Origin of the sequence: Streptomyces sp. NPDC015139, from assembly GCF_043079785.1 — a bacterium.
Lineage (GTDB): Bacteria > Actinomycetota > Actinomycetes > Streptomycetales > Streptomycetaceae > Streptomyces > Streptomyces albidocamelliae.
In genome coordinates this window covers 543,013-560,768 of the sequence record NZ_JBIBUW010000002.1, presented here as the reverse complement: position 1 = coordinate 560,768, position 17,756 = coordinate 543,013, and the positions used below count along the sequence as shown (strand labels likewise).

The window sequence follows — 17,756 nt, the reverse complement described above, 5'->3', positions numbered from 1 at the left end:
CCGGGGAAGCGGCGGTATTCACCCGTCGGACGCCGCACCTTCCGCGGACGGCGCACGCGCCGGTACCCGCGTCCGGGGGCTGCGCAGGTGCCGCCGTCCCCGCCGGGCCCCCGGCCGGCCGAGGCCGCCGCGTGCCACGGGGGCTAGGATCCGGGCCATGGCGCTGACCATGAAGGACGTGGACCGGTTCGAGACCGCCAGGCCCCGCCTGGAGGCCATCGCCTACCGCCTCCTCGGCTCCGCGAGCGAGGCCGAGGACGCGGCGCAGGAGACGTTCCTGCGCTGGCAGGCCGCCGACACCGACCGCATCGAGGTCCCCGAGGCCTGGCTGACCAAGGTGCTCACCAACCTCTGCCTCAACCAGCTCACTTCGGCCCGTGCGCGGCGCGAGACCTACGTGGGCCAGTGGCTCCCCGAGCCGCTGCTCGCCGGGGACCCGATGCTCGGCCCGGCCGACACCGCCGAACAGCGCGAATCGGTCTCGTACGCCGTCATGGCCGTACTGGAGCGGGTGTCCCCCAACGAGCGGGCGGTGTACGTGCTGCGGGAGGCCTTCGACTACCCGCACCGGGAGATCGCCGAGATCCTGGACATCACCGAGGCGGCCAGCCAGCAGATCTTCCACCGCGCCAAGAAGCACGTGGCGGGCGGCAAGGCCCGCACCGAGATCGACGAGGCCGCCGCCCGGCGGATCATCGACGAGTTCCTCGCCGCCGCCACCAGCGGCAGGACCGAGCCGCTCGTACGGCTGCTCACACAGGACGCAGTCGCGATCGGCGACGGCGGCGGCAGGATCCCGGCCCGCACCAAGGCGTTCGAGGGCGCCCTCGCGGTGGCGAAGTTCATGCGGGGCCTGTTCAAGCCCGGCGCGGCCAAGCGCGCCCTGACCGGCGGCTCGCCCGACGTCCACGTCACGACCGCCAACGGCGAGCCCGCCGTCGTGGCGGTCCTCGACGGCCGCGTCGTCGGCGTCATGTGCCTGGAGATCACCCCCGAGGGCATCGCGGCGTTCCGCAACCAGGTCAACCCCGACAAGCTCGCCCGCGCGACGCGCCGCTGGGCGGCCACCGACCACGGAGAACCCCTGTTCAAGGCCTTCTGACCGCCATGTGACCTGCTTCACACCCCGCACCTGTCAGGAATCGGCGGGCCGCCCGGTTCAAGGGGGGAATCCGCTGAAGACAGGAGCAGGGACATGCAGCACCGCATCGTCGTCCTCGGAGCCGGATACGCCGGAGCCATCGCCGCCGGGCGCCTCGCCAAGCGGCTGCACCGCGAGGACGTCGCCATCACGCTCGTCAACGCCGAACCCGACTTCGTCGAGCGCGTCCGGATGCACCAGCTCGCGACCGGCCAGGAGCTGCGGCCCCGGCCGTTCGGCGAGATGTTCGCCGGCACCGGCGTCGAACTGCGGCTCGCGAAGGTGACCGCCGTCGACGTCGACCGCAGGACCGTCACCCTCCACGACACCCACGGCACCGGCGCCGGGACGGAGTTGGCGTACGACACCCTCGTCTACGCCCTCGGCAGCGGCTGGCACGACCAGGGCGTCCCCGGAACCGCCGAGCACGCCCACGAGATCGCCGGCCGCCCCGGAGCGCTCCGGCTGCGCGAGCGCCTGGCCGGCCTGGCCGCCGGGCAGCCCGTGGTCGTGGTCGGCGGCGGTCTCACCGGTCTGGAGGCCGCGACCGAGATCGCCGAGGCCCGCCCGGACCTCGACGTCGCGCTCGCCGCCCGTGGCGCCCTCGGCGACTGGCTCTCGCCCAAGGGCCGCCGGCACCTGCGGAAGGTCTTCGGCAGGCTCGGCATCACCGCGCACGAGCACGCCGCCGTCACCGCCGTCGAGGCGGACCGCGTCACCACCGCGGAGGGCGGGGCGATCCCCGCCGCGGTCACCGTGTGGACCACCGGCTTCGCCGTCCACCCGATCGCCCGCGCCACCACCCTGGAAGTCACCGACGCCGGGCAGATCCTGGTCGACCGGACCATGCGCTCGGTCTCGCACCCCGACGTGTACGCCGTCGGCGACGCCGCCCTGGCGATGGGCCCCGGCGACAAGCCGCTGCGCATGTCCTGCGCGTCCGGCACGCCCATGGCATGGCAGGCCGCCGACGCCATCGCGGCCCGCCTCACCGGCGGAAAGCTCCCGAACGTGCCGCTGCGCTACTTCAACCAGTGCATCTCGCTGGGCCGCAAGGAGGGCCTGATCCAGTACGTCACCGCCGACGACCGCGCCGTCCGGGCCGCCCTCACGGGCCGGACGGCCGCCCTCTACAAGGAACTGGTCTGCAAGGGCGCGGCCTGGGCCGTGGCCAACCCGCTCCCGGCCCGCCGCCGCCGTGTCGTACGGCAGCCGCTGGAGACGGTCACCACGGCGGAGGCGTCGGCGGAGGCGACGGCCTGACCCGCCGGCCCCGGGGTGATACTTCGGTGCCCCCGCGCGCTGCAACGGGCATGAGTGCGTACCTCCGTCTGCGAGCGGTGCCGCCTCCGGCCCTGCGCAACAGCGCGACCTGGCTGGAACGGCTTTTCGAGACAGACGCGGGGACGGTCCGGTACCGAGCCGGCCGTCCGCGCGGGGAGACACCGGGCCGGCGCTACCTGGACCAGGAGCGCATCTACGCGGGCGCTCCCCCGTACCGCGCCGAGAACCGGCCCCAGACCCAGGTGGTGCTCGGCGGCCGCCCCGTGTTCCGGCCCGGCCGCCACAGCTCTCCCCTCCGGGTGCTGACGGCGGCCCAGGCCCGCCGGGTCGCCGAGTTCCTGACGACGGCCGACTTCGACGCGCTCTGGGACTTCGCCCGCGGAGAACTCCTCCCGCGCTACGGCGGCGTGAGCGCGGAGTCCGAGACATGGGGTGCCTTCGCCTCCGCGCACCAGGAGCTGAGGGCCTTCTACACCCGGACGGCGGACAGCGGCGACGCGGTGGTCAAGTGGCTCCCGGGCGACGGCGGTCCGGGCGACCCGGAGGACGCCGGGCCACGGCGATGAGCACTCCGGCGGACGTTCGTCCCGTCGTCCTGATCGAACGCCGCGGCCCGCCGTCGCCCGGGAGGCGGATCAGCGCTTCAGCGTGAAGTCGAAGTCGCCGCAGCTCCGCCCGCTCAGCCGCACGGCCGAGACGAGTTTCCCCTCCTCGGCCAGCCTCGCCACCTCCGACCGCGCCAGACCGCACCCTTCGGCGATCAGCCGTACCGGCCGGACGGGGATCCGCGCCGCGAAGCGGACCGAGACCTCGATCACCTCGCGGTCCAGGTGCTCCGATCCGCCGGTGTCGAGGCGCCAGGCGCCGTCCCAGTCGAGGGCGACACGATTGCGGCGCCGCACCACCGGGTCCTGGAGCAGTTCGGCCGCCAGGGCGGGGTCGTTGGCATGGAACCGGTCGAGCAGCTCGGGCCGTACGGAGCGCACGTTCGTGCGCTCCAGGACCGTGAGCTTCGCGGTCTGCGCGCACAGGGCGCAGAGCACGAGGAGCCAGACGTCGACGAGTTTGTGGTGCGCGTTGACACGGAACTTGCCGTCCGCCCGGAAGCGGTCCGACGCGCACGTGTGGCAGCGGCGGAGGACGAGCGGCAGGCAGGTGGGCGTGACCACCCAGGTACTGAGCACAGAAGTACACCGTTTCCAGTGAGAAGTCCGCAGCAGGAAGCAGCGCGTCGCACAGGTGCGACGCGCGACAGATCAGCGCTCGGGGGTTCTCACAGGGTGTACAACGGCACGTCCTCGCCTGGACAACGTCGGTCGGCAGCACGGTAGTTGTGGACGGCGACGCCGGGCCACCGGATTTCACAGCACGAAGGCCGTTCGCCGCCTTCGGCCGGCTTCCGGCTGCCGTCGTGTGTGACGTCTGAGCACACAGGTGCGCTGGGTGGGGGGGCGGCCTGTGTGACGGCTGTGCCCACGTCACACCCCGCCGCTCGCGCTCGGCGGGTTCCCCCTCTTCCCTCTGTGAAGGAGCCGCATGCGCAGACGCGCTGCCTTTGCCCTGTTCGGTACCGTCGCCGCGCTGGCCGGCCTCGCCACCCCCGGCGCCTACGGTGACGAGACCGGGACCGACGTCCAGATCGGCAACGTCACCTTCGACGGCGGCAAGAACATCGTCGTCGGTCTCGACTCCAGGACGATCACGGTTTCCGGGACCTTCACCCATCCGTCGGGCGTTCAGGACGCGGACTTCGTCCTGTGGCGTGGACCGGACGGTGCGAACCCCTACGAGACCTACGACGACCGCATCGTGTCGAACGAGTACTACTCCCATGCGGACTGCGTCGCCTCGAGTGCCACCACCTCCACCTGTTCGCAGACGTTCTCCCTCGAACCGGACTGGAAGTACGGCGGCACCGCGCTCACCAACGCCCACGCCGGCACCTGGAAGGTCAGCGTGCAGGGGGTGGCCGGCGACGACAGCTGGACGCAGTCGGCGAGCTACACCACGACCCGTCTGCAGCGGGACTCCAGACTCACCGTGAACGCGGGCCCCGAGCCGGTCGCCAAGGGCAAGACCCTCACCGTCACCGGCAAGCTCACCCGGGCCGACTGGAACAACCTCGACTACTTCGGTTACACCAAGCAGCCGGTCAAGCTCCAGTTCCGCAAGGCCGGCACCACGACCTACACGACCGTCAAGACCGTGTACACCTCCAGCACCGGCACCCTGACGACCACGCTCCCCGCGTCCGAGGACGGCTACTGGCGCTGGAACTTCGCCGGCACCTCCACCACCCCGGCCGCCAAGGCGACGGGAGACTTCGTGGACGTGCGGTAGCCCGCACGGCACTCGAACCCCCGGGCCCCCGACCCGGGGGTTTCCCCTGGGGCGTGGGGTTCTCCGCCGCGACGAGTCCTGCTGCCGGGCGGGGTTGACCCTCGACCTTGTACAGGGCCCAGAGTTCCGGGTGTGGAGAACGACATGTACGGCATCGGCGAGACGGCCCGCGACAGCGGTCTGGGCGTGAGCGCCCTGCGCTTCTACGACCGTGCCGGTGTGCTGGTCCCGGCCTGGGTGGATCCCGTGAGCGGCTACCGCTGGTACGCACCCGAGCAGCTCGAGGAGGCCCGGGTGCTCGCCCGCTTGCGCCGTGCCGGAATGCCGCTGCCGGACATCAGGCTGGTGCTGGCGGGCTGGTCCGGCGCGGACACCGACCTGGTCCGAAAGCTGCTCCAGGCGCACCTGTGCCGTCTCGAACAGGGACTGTCCGACGCCCGCGGCGAGTTCTCCGCGCTCCGAGCTCTACTCGATCACCGGGAGAATGCCATGACGTCGCTCCGCATCGACACCGTCCGGCTGTCCAGCGCCGCACCCGAGTTGGCAGCCGCGCTGGACGCGGTCCGTTTCGCGGCGAGTACCGCCCCCGAACTGCCGATGCTCGCCGGGGTCCTGTTCGACATCGAGGGCGACGGACTGCACGTCGTGGCGACCGACCGGTACCGCATGGCTGTCGCGCGGACCGGAATCGCCGGGCACGGAGGGAGCCGCGTGCAGGTCGTCGTGCCCACCCCGCTCGTCGACGCGATGCGGGCGCTGCTGGACGGCGAGGGACCCGTGCGGCTGTCCGTCGACGGTGATCGCGTGACGCTGGAGGCGGGGGACAGGCAGGCGGCCGGTCCGTGCCTCGACCACGACTTCCCCGACCACCGCCGTCTCCTCCCCCGGGTCGCGGGGCGCCGCGCCGTCGTCGAGGTGGCGGCCTTCCGGAAGGCCGTGGAGACCGGCCCCGTCCGTTCCGAAGGGGCCGGAGCGCCCGACCTCAGCGTGCTCAGGGTGGAGGACGGCGGCACGGCGACCCTTTGCACGGACGACGACGCGGACCCCAACCGTGTCGCCGTCAACCGGGAGTTCCTGCTGGACGCGCTGGCCGCCGGGGCCCGGGACCGACTGATCCTCGAGATCGACACCCCCACGACGCCGATCACGATCCGCCGCCCCGACGACGAGGACACCTTCTCGCTCCTGATGCCGGTCCGCATGGACGACTGACGGGCCCCGCACCCGACCCGGCCCGCCCGGCCGTCGGGCGCGGCTTCGGCAGACCTCAGGACATCTGCCGCAGGCCGCGCAGAGCGTAGTGGAACCGCCGCCCGGAACCCCTGCCCCGGTTAAGGGACCGGTGCGGTACTGCGCGACCTGCCGGAAGCCATGGCCGGGGGCGATCCTCGGTTCAGCCGAGGGGAACCCCGGCTCCGTGCCCTGCCGCCGGCTGGCCGGCTGGTGAACATCACCACGTCGTCACCGGCCTGCCCGGAACGGCAGTGCACTCCCGTGCGCATACGGTGCGCCGCCACTGACCACCCCGCACAGCAAAAAGGCCCCGGTCTCCGACCTGGGCCTTCTTCATGGAGCGGGTGACGAGAATCGAACTCGCGCTCTCAGCTTGGGAAGCTGATGTTCTACCATTAAACTACACCCGCGTAAGTCGGACATGTCCCGAGGGACCCGATGTCCGGACGCTCGCTCACTGTACATCATCACGGACCCGCGGTGCCCGGTCCCCGGTGGAGTGAGTCGCCGCGAGAGGGGTAACCGGCTGCGGGCGCCCGGAGTTGGGGCGTACCGTGGAGGGGTGGGAGAGGGTCCGGGTGCGGTCGGAGTGCCGCCTGGAGAGTCGTCTCTTTGATCCCGTAATGTGGCTTTTGCCGTCGGACAGTTGAGCAAGTCCGACGAGGGTCTTGGGGAAGGGACATAAGGGACTTGATGGAACGCACCGTCGTCCGCTGCGCGGACGGGCACGTCTTCAGCACCGCTTCGTTCCCGATGCAGCAGGCCGATCGGCTCGGCCCCGGCCGGCTGCTGAGGTGTCCACGATGTGCCCGGCTGCGCAGCGTCGTGCCGGTCACCCTGGAGAAGCGGTAGCCGCACGGAACGTAGTGGCGCGGCAACACCGTGCAACAACATCTGGCGCGCGGGTCCTCACGATTGTCGGGGCCCCGCGCGCCTTGCGTATCCTCGCTACGTGCTTCTCTCAGACAAGGACATCCGGGCCGAGATCGACGCCGGGCGGGTGCGGATCGATCCCTTTGACGAATCCATGGTGCAGCCGTCGAGCGTCGATGTACGGCTGGACCGTTTCTTCCGGGTGTTCGAGAACCACCGGTACCCGCACATCGACCCCGCGGTCGAGCAGGCGGACCTCACCCGGCTCGTCGAGCCCGAGGGCGACGAGCCGTTCATCCTGCACCCCGGCGAGTTCGTGCTCGCCTCCACGTACGAAGTGATCACGCTTCCCGACGATCTCGCCTCGCGTCTCGAGGGCAAGAGCTCGCTCGGCCGGCTGGGACTCGTCACGCACTCCACCGCCGGGTTCATCGACCCGGGCTTCAGCGGGCACGTGACGCTGGAGCTGTCCAACCTCGCCACCCTCCCCATCAAGCTGTGGCCGGGTATGAAGATCGGGCAGCTGTGCCTGTTCCGGCTGACCTCGCCCGCCGAGTTCCCGTACGGCAGCGAGCGGTACGGCTCGCGGTACCAGGGGCAGCGCGGGCCGACCGCCTCGCGGTCCTTCATGAACTTCCATCGGACCCAGGTGTGAGGGCGACGACCACATGAGTGACGTACGGGAGAACCTGACGTACGAGCGGTTCGGCACCGCCGTGCGCGAGCTGGCGCAGACCATCGCCGACGACGGGTACGAGCCGGACATCGTGCTCAGCATCGCCCGTGGCGGGGTGTTCGTCGCGGGCGGGCTCGCGTACGCCCTGGACTGCAAGAACATCCACCTCGTGAACGTCGAGTTCTACACCGGTGTGGGCACCACGCTGGAGATGCCGGTCATGCTGGCGCCCGTCCCCAACGTGATCGACTTCTCCGACAAGAAGGTGCTGATCACCGACGACGTCGCCGACACCGGCAAGACGCTCAAGCTCGTGCGCGACTTCTGCCTCGACACCGTCGCCGAGGTCCGCTCCGCGGTGATCTACGAGAAGTCCCACTCCCTCGTGAAGTGCGAGTACGTCTGGAAGCGCACCGATGAGTGGATCAACTTCCCGTGGAGCGTTTTGCCTCCCGTGGTGCAGCGCGCCGGACAGGTGCTCGACGCCTGATCCGGTGTGGGCCGGGCGGGCCCACGCGACGCTCACCCACGCGACTGCGCCGGCGTCATGGCGTGGTTCGCCTGCGGCCGGAGCACCGGGGATGCCGGCTGAGCCGGGCCCGCGGGTGCCGTCCGTGCCTGCGTGAGCGCCCGGCGGAGCCTGCGGGCCCCGCCCAGGGCGGTGGCCGCGGCGAGCAGTGCCGCGATGACGGTCACCCCGTATCCGGCCGCGGCGCCGGAGCGTTCCACCACCGTGCTGGCGATCGCGGAGCCGCAGGCCGCGCCGACGGCGAGTCCGGTGACGGTCCAGGTCATCCCCTCCGTCAGCCGCGCCGCGGGGACGATGCGCTGCACCAGCAGCGTCGTGGTAATCATGGTCGGCGAGAGCAGCATCCCGGCGACGAACAGGGCCGCTGCCAGGACCACGAGGTTCGTCACGAACAGCAGCGGCAGCATGCTCAGCGCCATGACCACCACCCCGGCGAGGTAGCGCCGGGACAGGGGGCCGCGCAGGGTCAGCGTGCCGAAGACGAGTCCGGCGATGCACGAACCGAGCGCGTACACGCCCAGCACCACGCCGGACAGCGCCTTGTGGTGCAGATGGTCGGCGAAGGCGACGGTGACCACCTCGAGCGAGCCGAGGATCGCGCCCACGCCCACGTAGGTGAGGACCAGGATGCCCAGTCCGCGGCAGCGCAGCACGGAACCCCGGGCTTCCTTGCGCTGCCGGGGCGCGCGCAGCGGCGGCTCGGTACGGCGCTGGGCCGCGAGCAGTACGGTCCCGACGGCGAGGAGCAGCGTGGTCAGGGCGGGCCCGGCCTCGGGGAAGAGGGTCGTGGACAGGGCCGCGGCGAGCGGCGGCCCGACGACGAAGCTGATCTGGGTCAGCACCGACTCGAACGAGTAGGCGGGGTGCAGCATCGGTGAGCCCCCGTAGATGTGGGCCCAGCGGGCGCGGACAAGCGAGCTCATGCTGGGCATGCACCCGGCGACGGCGGCGCTCGGGAACAGGGTCCAGGCCGGGGCGTCCAGGTAGACGCAGAGCACCAGCGTGCTCATCGCGACGACGGTGACGCCGGACGCCGTCAGCATCACCCGGCGCTGTCCGAACCGGTCCACGAGCCGGCTCACCTGCGGTCCGATGACCGAGGTCGACAGCGCGATGGTGGCCGCCACCGCGCCGGCGAGGGCGTAGTGGCCGTGGGCCGCGGACAGCATGGCGACGACGCCGACGCTCTGCATGGACTTCGGCAGGCGCGCGATGAACCCGGCGGTGGAGAAGGCCAGGCTCCCGGGGGCGTCGAATATTCGCCGGTAGGGGGAGAGCGCAGACTGCATGGGGTCTTCCTGGCGGGCTCGGGGGCGGGAACGGTCGGTGGGGCGGGCGGTGCACTGATCCGAACGTAGTCCGGCCCCGGCCTCCGTTCCGTCGGCCGATCGGCCCTCGCCGCGGTGGACGCGGACTCGCGATCCCGCCCGGCCCACGGCAAAGGCCCCCGGCTGCCGTGCCGGGGGCCTTGTCACGTGCCCTGTGTGTCCTAGAACGTGCCGAGCTTCACGATCGACAGCAGGGCGATCAGCTGGATCGCGGACGCCCCCAGCGCCTTGGGCCAGGGCAGGTCGTGGGAGCGGGAGACCATCAGGGTCAGCAGGGCGCCCGCACCGATCCAGGTGGCCCAGCCGAGCAGCTGGACGAAGCCCGCGTCGCCGCCGAAGAACATGGCGATGACCAGGCGGGGCGCGTCCGTGAGCGCCGTGATCAGCATGGACAGGCCCACGGTCGGCTGCCAGGCGCCGTCACCGCCGAGCTGGCGGGCCAGGGTGTGGGTGACCACACCGAGGACGAACAGGCCCAGCACCATCACGACCGCGGTGACGAGGACGATCGGCACCGCGTTGGACAGCGTCGCGTCGATCGCTTCCTTGCGGGCGCCGTCGAAGCCGAAGACGGCGAGCAGGCCGTACAGGAAGGTGACGATGAGGGCGGGGGCCCACATGGTGTAGTCCCGCATGCGCAGGAAGGTCGGGCCGGGGGAGAAGACGATCCCCTTCAGCAGTTCCTTCCAGTGCAGCGGCGGGCCCAGCGGTGCCGCGGGGGCGGCGGAGCCCGCGTGGTAGGTCGAGCCCTGCGTGTAGCCGGCGGCCTCGTCGACCGAGAACGCCTGGGTGTGGCCCGGCTGGTTCGCCGCGTACGGGTCGTGCCCGCCGGGTCCCGCGCCCGGGTGGCCGCCGTCGCCGAAGTACTCCGGGCCGTCGTCGGCCGGCCCCGGGTACCCGTACGACTGCCCCTGCTGCGGGTACGGCGGCTGCGGTGCCGCCGGGTAGCCGTACGAGGGGCCCGCGGGCTGCCCGTACGACGGTCCCTGCCGCCCGTGCGACGGGCCGCCGGGCCGTCCCTGTCCGTACGACGGTCCCTGCGGCGCCTGCTGTCCTTGGGGGGTGCGGTTGTCCCGCCCCCCGCGTCCGATCCTGAATCCAGCCACGTCTTCGAACGTACCTGGTCCCGGAGACCGACGTGCCGGACCCGGGTGTCCGGGCCCGGCTTTGCGGCCGACCTGTGACATCCCCTAAGGGACCGTCAGCGGTACGGCCGCAGGTCCCTCGGGGTTCGTCGGGGTTTTCCGGGAGGGGTTCCCGGGGCCGTCCGCGTACGGCGGGACGGCGCCGGGGGCTCAGTCCGCCATGACGACGCCGAACTGCGGGGTGCCGGTGGTCGAGACGCCCAGGGCGGACGGGCCGATGGCGCGCGCGCCCGTCGTGGTGATCTTCTGTCCGGTGGAGGGCAGGTAGGTGAGCGAGCCGTCGCCGCTGTTCTCGTACGAGCCGATCACCAGGTCGGCCTTGCCGTCGCCGGTGAGGTCGTCGAGCTTGACCTCGGCGCCGAACCGGTCGGACTTCTCGTCGGTGCCGGGGACGCCCGCGGTGCTCTGGCCGAAGGACTGCATGCCGGAGGCGGTGTTCACGCCGGAGGCGGAACCGTACAGGACGGTGACGCTGCCGGCGTCGACCACGGTGCCGACGTTCTCCTGGGGGCTGCTGACGACGAGGTCCTGGTAGCCGTCGCCGTTGACGTCGCCGAGGTCCAGCTCGTAGCCGAAGGCGTCGCCCTTCTCGGAGGTGCCGGGCACGCCGCCGGTGTTCTGGGTGATGGCGGTGGTGGCGGCCGGGCCGGACGCGGAGCCGTAGGTGACGTTCACCTTGCCGCCGTCGGAGGCGTACGGGATGGAGGTGCCGTCGCTGGTCTTGGCGTCCCAGTCGGCGCCGCTGACGATGTCGCCGAAGCCGTCGCCGTTGACATCGCCGATGGCGGTGATGATGCCGGGCTTGAGCGTCTTGGCGGAGGCGCCGCTCAGGCCGCTGGAGGTGCCCGGCAGCCAGTAGTTGGTGTTCCAGCCGTACTGGGTCTTCGTCTCGTAGCCGTCGACCACGAGGTCGGTGCGGCCGTCGCCGTTGACGTCACCGGCGGTGAGGTTCAGCGGGCCGTACGGGTAGTCGTTGGTGCCCGATTCGATCGGCGGCTTGACGGTGGTCCGGCTGCCGTAGCCGCCGGCGGTGGTGAAGCCGCCCTTGTACAGGTAGAGGGTGCTGCTGGAGCTGCCGACGGCCAGGTCGGCCTTGCCGTCGCCGTCGAAGTCGCCGGCGGCCAGGGTCTGGCCCCAGAAGTCGTGGGAGGAGGTGGCCGGGTCGGACACGGTGACGCCCTTGCCGGTCAGGCCCTCCTTGGAGCCCCAGAGGATGGCCAGGGTGCCGCCGTTGGTGTCGGTGCCGACCTTCTCTCCGGGGCTGCCGACCGCGAGGTCGTCGTAGCCGTCCCCGTTGAAGTCGGCGTACGCCAGGTCGCCGCCGAACACGTCGCCGGCCTCGGCGGTGCCGGGGACGCCCGCGGAGTTCTGGCTGAGGGTGGTGTGCGCGGCGCCGGTGGGGCCGGTGGACGTGCCGTACATGACGACGACCTGGCCGGCGCTCTTGAGGCCGCTGACGTAGGCGGTCGGCGCCGAGGTGGCGACGTCGCCGATGCCGTCGCCGTTGAAGTCGGCCTTGGCGACAGCGAAGGAGTCGGCGGCGGTGGCGGTGACGGCGGAGAAGGTGAGCAGACCGCCCGTCAGAGCGGCGGCGGTGGCCGTCGCGAGGGCGAGTCGCAGTGGCTTGTGCATGCGGGTTGTCTCCTGCGGCATGCGGGGATGCCTGGCGGGCATCCACAGTCGATGGGGTGCGGACGCTCCCGGTTCGTCGTGGGTTGTCCCGCGGTTCACGGAGCGTTCGGCGATCAAGAGACCCGCGCCGGGGCGTCAGGGTTGTACGCGAGTTCGAGGAAGTTCCGGATCGCCCCGGCGGGAGGCGGCGGGCCGCTACCGCGCGAGGAACTCCGAGGTCGAGAAGCGCACCGCGGGCCGGGTCTCGAGCAGTCCCTTCGCCGACCCCCGGTACACGGCGACCGTGTCCTTCGTCTCGCCCTGGTACGTCCGCACCGCCAGGTCGGCCTTCCCGTCGCCGTCGAAGTCGCCGGCCGCGAGCACACGCGTCGTCCCGGCCGCGGCCGGCCGGACGGTGACCGCGTCCCGTGCCGACAGGCCCGCCGCACCGGCGCGCAGGACGCGCAGCCGGGAGCCGCTGGTGAGGAGTTCGTCGCGGCCGTCGCCGTCGAAGTCGGCGGCGTCGAGCACCGAGCCCGCGGAGGGGAGCGAGGCGCGGGCGGCGGGGAGCGGGAGGTCGTAGCGCAGGGACGTTTCCGCCATGCCGCCGACCGCCGCGTCCAGCGCTCTGCCGTGTCCGAAGCGGCCGAGGGCGACGTCGACGCCCGAGGGCAGGACGGTGCCGGTGCGGGCCGGTCCGGTGGGTCCGCCGAGGACCACGGCGGCGGTGCCGGGGCCCTCCGCGGTGCGGACGACGAGGTCGTCGTACCCGTCCCGGTCCACGTCGACGGCGGGTCCGGCCGGCACCTCGCCGGGGGCGGGCAGGGGTGCGCCGGCCGCGTGCGGGGCGCCCTCGCGGCTGAAGGGCCCGCGCAGGTACGACAGCCGTCCCCCGGACGCGTGCAGCACCAGGTCCATGCCGCCGTCGCCGTCGAAGTCGCCGCACACCGGCTGGTCGGGCCAGTCGTTGCCGAAGCGGGCGCGGGCCGGGACGGCGAGCTTCACCCCGCGCCCGGTGAGCCCGGACGGGGAGCCGAACAGGATCTGCAGCGGCACCGGCGGCTGCCCCTGACCGTCGTACGGCGGGTCGGTCGCGACGATGAGGTCGGTGAAGCCGTCGCCGTCGAGGTCGCAGGTCTCCTCGGCGTCGAAGGCGGCGGGCAGCCTGCCCTTGGTGGGGGCGGCGTACTTGCCGGGGCTCAGCAACTGCCGCGCCCCGGGGGCGAGTCCGCGCGGGCCGCCGTACACGATCCCGATGCCGGGGTCGTCGGCGTGGCTCTGCGCCTTGACCAGGTCGTCGAGGACGAGGTCGCGGTGACCGTCGCCGTTGAAGTCGTCCCGGACCTTGCTGCCCCTGCCGTGCGGGACGGGCAGCCGGGCGGGGGCGTCGGCGATCCTCGTCCCCGCCGGCCGGGCGGTCCCGCTGTCGTCGCCCGGACCGCACGCGCCGAGCGCGATCACACAGCCGACGGCGACCGCCGCACCCGCTCTGCCGCTCCGCATCCGCACCGTCCACCTCACCCGCCCCGCCGTCACGACCCCGCAATGATGCACGTGTTCGAGAACGGGCGACACCCCTGCCCCCCAGGGGCGGGCGGGCGGCGACGCTCTTCCGAGAACGGCGGCCGGGTGGGCCAGGATGGAGGCATGAGCGTAGTGAAGATCAACGTGCTGTCCGTTCCCGCCGAGCAGCGGGAGGTGCTGGAGAAGCGGTTCGCCTCGCGGGCCCACGCCGTGGAGAACTCCGACGGCTTCGAGTGGTTCGAGCTGCTGCGGCCCGTGGAGGGCACCGACCAGTACCTCGTGTACACGCGCTGGCGGGACGAGGAGTCGTTCCAGGCGTGGATGGAGGGACCGATGAAGACCGCGCACCAGGGCGGCGGCGAGGGTGCCGAGCGGCCCCGGCCGGCCGCGTCCGGCTCCACGCTGTGGTCCTTCGACGTGGTCCAGCAGGCGGGCCCGAAGGGCGCGTAGCGCGCCGGCGCCTCGCGCACACGACAGCGCCCCCTGCCTGTGCGGGTCAGGGGGCGCTGTCGGGTCTCGGGGGCGGTTACTTGACCGGCTCCGGTTCCGGGGCGGTCTCCGAGTCGGCCGTGCCCGCCGGGGGCTCGTCGTCGGTGACCGGGGTCCTGACGGAGTCCAGCAGGAGCTGGGCCACGTCCACGACCTGGATGGACTCCTTGGCCTTGCCGTCGTTCTTCTTGCCGTTGACCGAGTCGGTCAGCATGACGAGGCAGAACGGGCAGGCGGTGGAGACGATGTCCGGGTTGAGGGCGAGGGCCTCGTCGACGCGCTCGTTGTTGATGCGCTTGCCGATGCGCTCTTCCATCCACATCCGGGCGCCGCCGGCGCCGCAGCAGAAGCCGCGCTCCTTGTGGCGGTGCATCTCCTCGTTGCGCAGGCCCGGGACCTTGCCGATGATCTCGCGCGGAGGCGTGTAGATCTTGTTGTGGCGGCCCAGGTAGCACGGGTCGTGGTAGGTGATGATGCCCTCGACCGGGGTGACCGGGATCAGCTTGCCCTCGTCCACCAGGTGCTGGAGCAGCTGGGTGTGGTGGATGACCTCGTAGTCGCCGCCGAGCTGCGGGTACTCGTTGCCGAGGGTGTTGAGGCAGTGCGGGCAGGTGGCGACGATCTTCTTCGCCGCCTTCGGCTTCTTGGTCGACTCGTCCTCGTCGTCCTCACCGAAGGCCATGTTCAGCGCGGCGACGTTCTCCATGCCGAGCTCCTGGAAGAGGGGCTCGTTGCCCAGACGGCGGGCGGAGTCACCGGTGCACTTCTCGTCGCCGCCCATGATCGCGAACTTGACGCCCGCGATGTGCAGCAGCTCGGCGAAGGCCTTGGTGGTCTTCTTGGCGCGGTCCTCCAGGGCGCCGGCACAGCCGACCCAGTAGAGGTACTCGACCTCGGTGAGGTCCTCGATGTCCTTGCCGACGACCGGGACCTCGAAGTCGACCTCCTTGGTCCACTCCAGGCGCTGCTTCTTCGCCAGGCCCCAGGGGTTGCCCTTCTTCTCCAGGTTCTTGAGCATCGTGCCCGCCTCGGACGGGAACGCGGACTCGATCATCACCTGGTAGCGGCGCATGTCGACGATGTGGTCGACGTGCTCGATGTCCACCGGGCACTGCTCGACGCAGGCGCCGCAGGTGGTGCAGGACCACAGGACGTCCGGGTCGATGACGCCGTTCTCCTCGGCGGTGCCGATCAGCGGGCGCTCGGCCTCGGCGAGGGCGGCGGCCGGAACGCCGGCCAGCTGCTCCTCGGACGCCTTCTCCTCGCCCTCCACGGTCTTGCCGCCACCCGCGAGCAGGTAGGGCGCCTTGGCGTGGGCGTTGTCGCGCAGCGACATGATCAGCAGCTTCGGCGACAGCGGCTTGCCGGTGTTCCAGGCGGGGCACTGCGACTGACAGCGGCCGCACTCGGTGCAGGTGGAGAAGTCCAGCAGGCCCTTCCAGGAGAACTGCTCGACCTGGGAGACGCCGAAGACGTCGTCGTCACCGGGGTCGGTGAAGTCGATCGGCTTGCCGCCGGAGGTCATCGGCAGCAGGGCGCCCAGGGAGGTCTCACCGGTGGCGTTGCGCTTGAACCAGATGTTGGGGAAGGCCAGGAAGCGGTGCCAGGCCACACCCATGTCGGTCTTCAGGGCGACCGTGATCATCCAGATGAACGAGGTCGCGATCTTCAGGCCGGCGAAGAAGTAGGTGAGGTTCTGGAGCGTGGAGACGTCCATGCCCTCGAGCCAGTTCACCACCGGGTACGAGATGAAGAACGAGCTCTCGTAGCCGTCCACGTGGTGCTGCGCGCCTTCGAGGGCGTGCAGCATGAAGATGCAGACGCCGACGATGAGGATGACGGCCTCGACGAAGTACGCCTGGCCGAAGTTGGAGCCGGCGAAGCGGGACTTGCGGCCCGGGTTGCGCGGGTGGCTCAGCTGGCGGATCGCGATCAGGACGAGGATGCCGACGATCGTCATGGTGCCGATGAACTCGACGTAGACGTTGTACGGCGCCCACTCGCCGATGATCGGCAGGATCCAGTCCGCCACGAACAGCTGCCCGATCGCGTTGACGATCGTCAGCAGCAGGGTGAAGAAGCCGACCGCCACGAACCAGTGCGCCACGCCGACGATGCCCCAGCGGTTCATCCGGGTGTGGCCGAGGAACTCCTTGACCACGGTGATGGTGCGCTGTGTGGGGTCGTTGGTCCTCGTGCCTGCCGGCACCGGCTGGCCCAGCCGCATGAAGTTGTAGATCTGCAGGAGGGCGCGGCCGAACAGTGCCACGCCGACCACGATCAGGACCAGCGACACGATGATCGCGGCGAGTTGCATTGGGGGCTCCTGAAGCGGCCTCGAATTTAACCGAGCGACATTACTAAGCGGTAACTTATGCAGTCTGTCTGAGACTACCCCCATCTTCCAACGGGATGCAGCAGAGCGCGGGGTGATCTGAGTCGCTGAGGGTGACCTGCCTGCTCCTTCTGCAGGCAATCCGATCGTGTTATTCATCCCGAATTGATACATTCGCCCCTACCTTAGAGCCGTGCTCTACGGGATCGCCGCCGCAACCGCCGCCCTGCTCCTCGCCGCCGTGCTCGCGGCGCTGCTGCGGGCGCCCGCGCTGCGGCTGGGCGTCCTCGACCGCCGCCGGCAGCGGCCCCTTCCGGTGCTCGGCGGGCTCGCCGTCGTGATCGTCACCTGTCTCGTGGCCTGGACGGGGGAGTGGACCCGCGTCGCCCCGCTCGGAGACGGCGTGGGACGGCTGCTGCTCGCCGCCGCCGGGGTCGCCGCGCTGGGTCTGGTCGCCGACGTCTGGCGGCTGCGCGCGCGGGTGCTCGTCGCCGGTACGGCCGTGGCGGCGGTCTGCGTGGTGCCGTACGACGAGACCGGGGTGCCGGGCGGGATGCTGGCCGTCGTCTGGATCGTGGTCGCCTCCCTCGCCTTCCGGGGACTCGACCACGCCGACGGGCTGGCGGGGACGGTCGGGGTGGTCACCGCCTTCGGCGCGGGGGCCTGTGCCGCCGCCGAGGTGATGGACGGACTCGCCGTGCTGCTCAGCGTGTTCGCCGCCGCCCTCACCGGATTCCTGATGCACAACTGGCATCCCGCGCGGGTCGGCATGGGGGCCTGCGGGTCGCTGTTCACCGGATTCCTGCTGTCGTCCTCGGTTGTCTTCACGCGCGCGGGGTACGCGATCGGGCCGAGCGCCGCCGTGGTCTGCTGCCTCGGCGCGGTCGCCGCCGCGGACGCCGTGCTCGTGGTCCTCACCCGGGCGGTGGCCCGGCGTCCGCTGCTGCGGCAGCGGCCGGACCACCTCGCGCACCGGCTGCGGCGGCTCGGGCTCACCCCGCAGGGGAGTGTCGTGCTGCTGGGCGCCTGCTCCTTCTCGGCGGTGCTCGTCGGGGTGCTCGTGCACACCGGGTGGACCGGCGACGGGGCCGCGCTGTGGGTGGCGGGAGGGGCGCTGCTGGCGGTCCTGGTACTCCTTCGGATCCCTGTCCGACCGCCGAGGCGAGCGCCGTCGACGCAGGTCACAGGCCCGTTGCGTGTAAGGAACGGATAAGACTTGAGTCCGTACGGCTCAGGTCTGTTGACCCG

The 17,756-nt window shown here is 71.5% G+C and carries 16 protein-coding genes and 1 tRNA gene; 10 read left to right on the top strand and 7 right to left on the bottom strand.

Annotated features, from left to right (window positions below; genetic code table 11):
* The first annotated feature begins 157 nt into the window (after positions 1–157).
* From sigJ to ACF08B_RS07090, 3 genes are all read left to right on the top strand, one after another.
* Entirely contained in the window at positions 158–1,102 is a 945-nt protein-coding gene (gene sigJ / locus ACF08B_RS07100; protein WP_392316443.1) for an RNA polymerase sigma factor SigJ, read from the top strand.
* Positions 1,103–1,195: 93 nt separating this feature from the next.
* Positions 1,196–2,404: an NAD(P)/FAD-dependent oxidoreductase gene (locus tag ACF08B_RS07095; protein ID WP_392316442.1), complete on the top strand. Its 1,209-nt coding sequence runs from the start codon at positions 1,196–1,198 to the stop codon at positions 2,402–2,404.
* A 50-nt stretch (positions 2,405–2,454) separates the two neighbouring features.
* On the top strand, positions 2,455–2,991 hold the full coding sequence (locus ACF08B_RS07090) for a DUF1877 family protein (protein WP_093696969.1): 537 nt from the start codon (positions 2,455–2,457) through the stop codon (positions 2,989–2,991).
* Between the two features lie 69 nt (positions 2,992–3,060).
* Here ACF08B_RS07090 and ACF08B_RS07085 read toward each other — a convergent pair whose 3' ends face one another.
* Positions 3,061–3,609 (bottom strand): DUF1062 domain-containing protein, encoded by a 549-nt coding sequence (locus tag ACF08B_RS07085; protein ID WP_392316441.1) that lies wholly within the window; start codon positions 3,607–3,609, stop codon positions 3,061–3,063.
* Positions 3,610–3,961: 352 nt separating this feature from the next.
* Here ACF08B_RS07085 and ACF08B_RS07080 point away from each other — a divergent pair, with 352 nt between their 5' ends.
* Both ACF08B_RS07080 and ACF08B_RS07075 read left to right on the top strand, forming a co-directional pair.
* Positions 3,962–4,765 carry a calcium-binding protein gene (locus ACF08B_RS07080; protein WP_392316440.1) on the top strand — a complete coding sequence of 268 codons (804 nt, stop codon included), beginning with the start codon at positions 3,962–3,964 and terminating at the stop codon, positions 4,763–4,765.
* Between the two features lie 144 nt (positions 4,766–4,909).
* Positions 4,910–5,977 (top strand): MerR family transcriptional regulator, encoded by a 1,068-nt coding sequence (locus ACF08B_RS07075; RefSeq protein WP_392316694.1) that lies wholly within the window; start codon positions 4,910–4,912, stop codon positions 5,975–5,977.
* Positions 5,978–6,334: 357 nt separating this feature from the next.
* Here ACF08B_RS07075 and ACF08B_RS07070 read toward each other — a convergent pair.
* Positions 6,335–6,408 (bottom strand) — tRNA-Gly (locus ACF08B_RS07070).
* 283 nt (positions 6,409–6,691) lie between these two features.
* Here ACF08B_RS07070 and ACF08B_RS07065 point away from each other — a divergent pair.
* The 3 genes from ACF08B_RS07065 to ACF08B_RS07055 all read left to right on the top strand — a co-directional run bounded on the left by ACF08B_RS07065 (position 6,692) and on the right by ACF08B_RS07055 (position 8,037).
* Entirely contained in the window at positions 6,692–6,850 is a 159-nt protein-coding gene (locus ACF08B_RS07065; RefSeq protein WP_392316439.1) for a hypothetical protein, read from the top strand.
* Between the two features lie 100 nt (positions 6,851–6,950).
* The gene (gene dcd, locus ACF08B_RS07060; RefSeq protein ID WP_093476110.1) at positions 6,951–7,526 is read left to right on the top strand and encodes a dCTP deaminase; all 576 of its coding nucleotides are present in this window, start codon (positions 6,951–6,953) and stop codon (positions 7,524–7,526) included.
* A gap of 13 nt (positions 7,527–7,539) precedes the next feature.
* Positions 7,540–8,037, top strand: a complete 498-nt coding sequence (locus tag ACF08B_RS07055) for a phosphoribosyltransferase (protein ID WP_392316438.1) — start codon at positions 7,540–7,542, stop codon at positions 8,035–8,037.
* A gap of 32 nt (positions 8,038–8,069) precedes the next feature.
* On the opposite strand, the gene ACF08B_RS07050 is transcribed toward ACF08B_RS07055, so the two are convergent.
* The 4 genes from ACF08B_RS07050 to ACF08B_RS07035 all read right to left on the bottom strand — a co-directional run bounded on the left by ACF08B_RS07050 (position 8,070) and on the right by ACF08B_RS07035 (position 13,663).
* A complete protein-coding gene (locus tag ACF08B_RS07050; RefSeq protein WP_392316437.1) occupies positions 8,070–9,365 on the bottom strand; it encodes an MFS transporter in 1,296 nt (431 codons plus the stop codon).
* 200 nt (positions 9,366–9,565) lie between these two features.
* Positions 9,566–10,591 (bottom strand): Yip1 family protein, encoded by a 1,026-nt coding sequence (locus ACF08B_RS07045; RefSeq protein WP_392316436.1) that lies wholly within the window; start codon positions 10,589–10,591, stop codon positions 9,566–9,568.
* 108 nt (positions 10,592–10,699) lie between these two features.
* A complete protein-coding gene (locus ACF08B_RS07040) occupies positions 10,700–12,181 on the bottom strand; it encodes a VCBS repeat-containing protein (RefSeq protein ID WP_392316435.1) in 1,482 nt (493 codons plus the stop codon).
* Positions 12,182–12,376: 195 nt separating this feature from the next.
* Complete coding sequence (locus ACF08B_RS07035; protein WP_392316434.1) at positions 12,377–13,663, bottom strand: FG-GAP repeat domain-containing protein; 1,287 nt, start codon at positions 13,661–13,663, stop codon at positions 12,377–12,379.
* A 144-nt stretch (positions 13,664–13,807) separates the two neighbouring features.
* Between ACF08B_RS07035 and ACF08B_RS07030 the strand changes: the two genes are divergently transcribed.
* Complete coding sequence (locus ACF08B_RS07030) at positions 13,808–14,134, top strand: antibiotic biosynthesis monooxygenase family protein (RefSeq protein WP_392316433.1); 327 nt, start codon at positions 13,808–13,810, stop codon at positions 14,132–14,134.
* A gap of 76 nt (positions 14,135–14,210) precedes the next feature.
* Here ACF08B_RS07030 and ACF08B_RS07025 read toward each other — a convergent pair whose 3' ends face one another.
* The gene (locus tag ACF08B_RS07025; protein ID WP_392316432.1) at positions 14,211–16,490 is read right to left on the bottom strand and encodes a (Fe-S)-binding protein; all 2,280 of its coding nucleotides are present in this window, start codon (positions 16,488–16,490) and stop codon (positions 14,211–14,213) included.
* 211 nt (positions 16,491–16,701) lie between these two features.
* Here ACF08B_RS07025 and ACF08B_RS07020 point away from each other — a divergent pair, with 211 nt between their 5' ends.
* The gene (locus ACF08B_RS07020; RefSeq protein WP_392316431.1) at positions 16,702–17,721 is read left to right on the top strand and encodes an MraY family glycosyltransferase; all 1,020 of its coding nucleotides are present in this window, start codon (positions 16,702–16,704) and stop codon (positions 17,719–17,721) included.
* Positions 17,722–17,756 lie beyond the last annotated feature (35 nt).

Bases quoted from the DNA above. Each gene is read 5' to 3' on its own strand.
- ACF08B_RS07095 (WP_392316442.1), top strand. From the start codon at position 1,196: ATGCAGCACCGCATCGTCGTCCTCGGAGCCGGATACGCCGGAGCCATC.
- ACF08B_RS07080 (WP_392316440.1), top strand. From the start codon at position 3,962: ATGCGCAGACGCGCTGCCTTTGCCCTGTTCGGTACCGTCGCCGCGCTG.
- ACF08B_RS07050 (WP_392316437.1), bottom strand. From the start codon at position 9,365: ATGCAGTCTGCGCTCTCCCCCTACCGGCGAATATTCGACGCCCCCGGG.
- ACF08B_RS07030 (WP_392316433.1), top strand. From the start codon at position 13,808: ATGAGCGTAGTGAAGATCAACGTGCTGTCCGTTCCCGCCGAGCAGCGG.
- ACF08B_RS07025 (WP_392316432.1), bottom strand. From the start codon at position 16,490: ATGCAACTCGCCGCGATCATCGTGTCGCTGGTCCTGATCGTGGTCGGC.
- ACF08B_RS07040 (WP_392316435.1), bottom strand. From the start codon at position 12,181: ATGCACAAGCCACTGCGACTCGCCCTCGCGACGGCCACCGCCGCCGCT.
- sigJ (WP_392316443.1), top strand. From the start codon at position 158: ATGGCGCTGACCATGAAGGACGTGGACCGGTTCGAGACCGCCAGGCCC.
- ACF08B_RS07075 (WP_392316694.1), top strand. From the start codon at position 4,910: ATGTACGGCATCGGCGAGACGGCCCGCGACAGCGGTCTGGGCGTGAGC.
- ACF08B_RS07055 (WP_392316438.1), top strand. From the start codon at position 7,540: ATGAGTGACGTACGGGAGAACCTGACGTACGAGCGGTTCGGCACCGCC.
- ACF08B_RS07090 (WP_093696969.1), top strand. From the start codon at position 2,455: ATGAGTGCGTACCTCCGTCTGCGAGCGGTGCCGCCTCCGGCCCTGCGC.
- ACF08B_RS07065 (WP_392316439.1), top strand. From the start codon at position 6,692: ATGGAACGCACCGTCGTCCGCTGCGCGGACGGGCACGTCTTCAGCACC.
- ACF08B_RS07035 (WP_392316434.1), bottom strand. From the start codon at position 13,663: ATGCGGAGCGGCAGAGCGGGTGCGGCGGTCGCCGTCGGCTGTGTGATC.
- ACF08B_RS07045 (WP_392316436.1), bottom strand. From the start codon at position 10,591: ATGTCACAGGTCGGCCGCAAAGCCGGGCCCGGACACCCGGGTCCGGCA.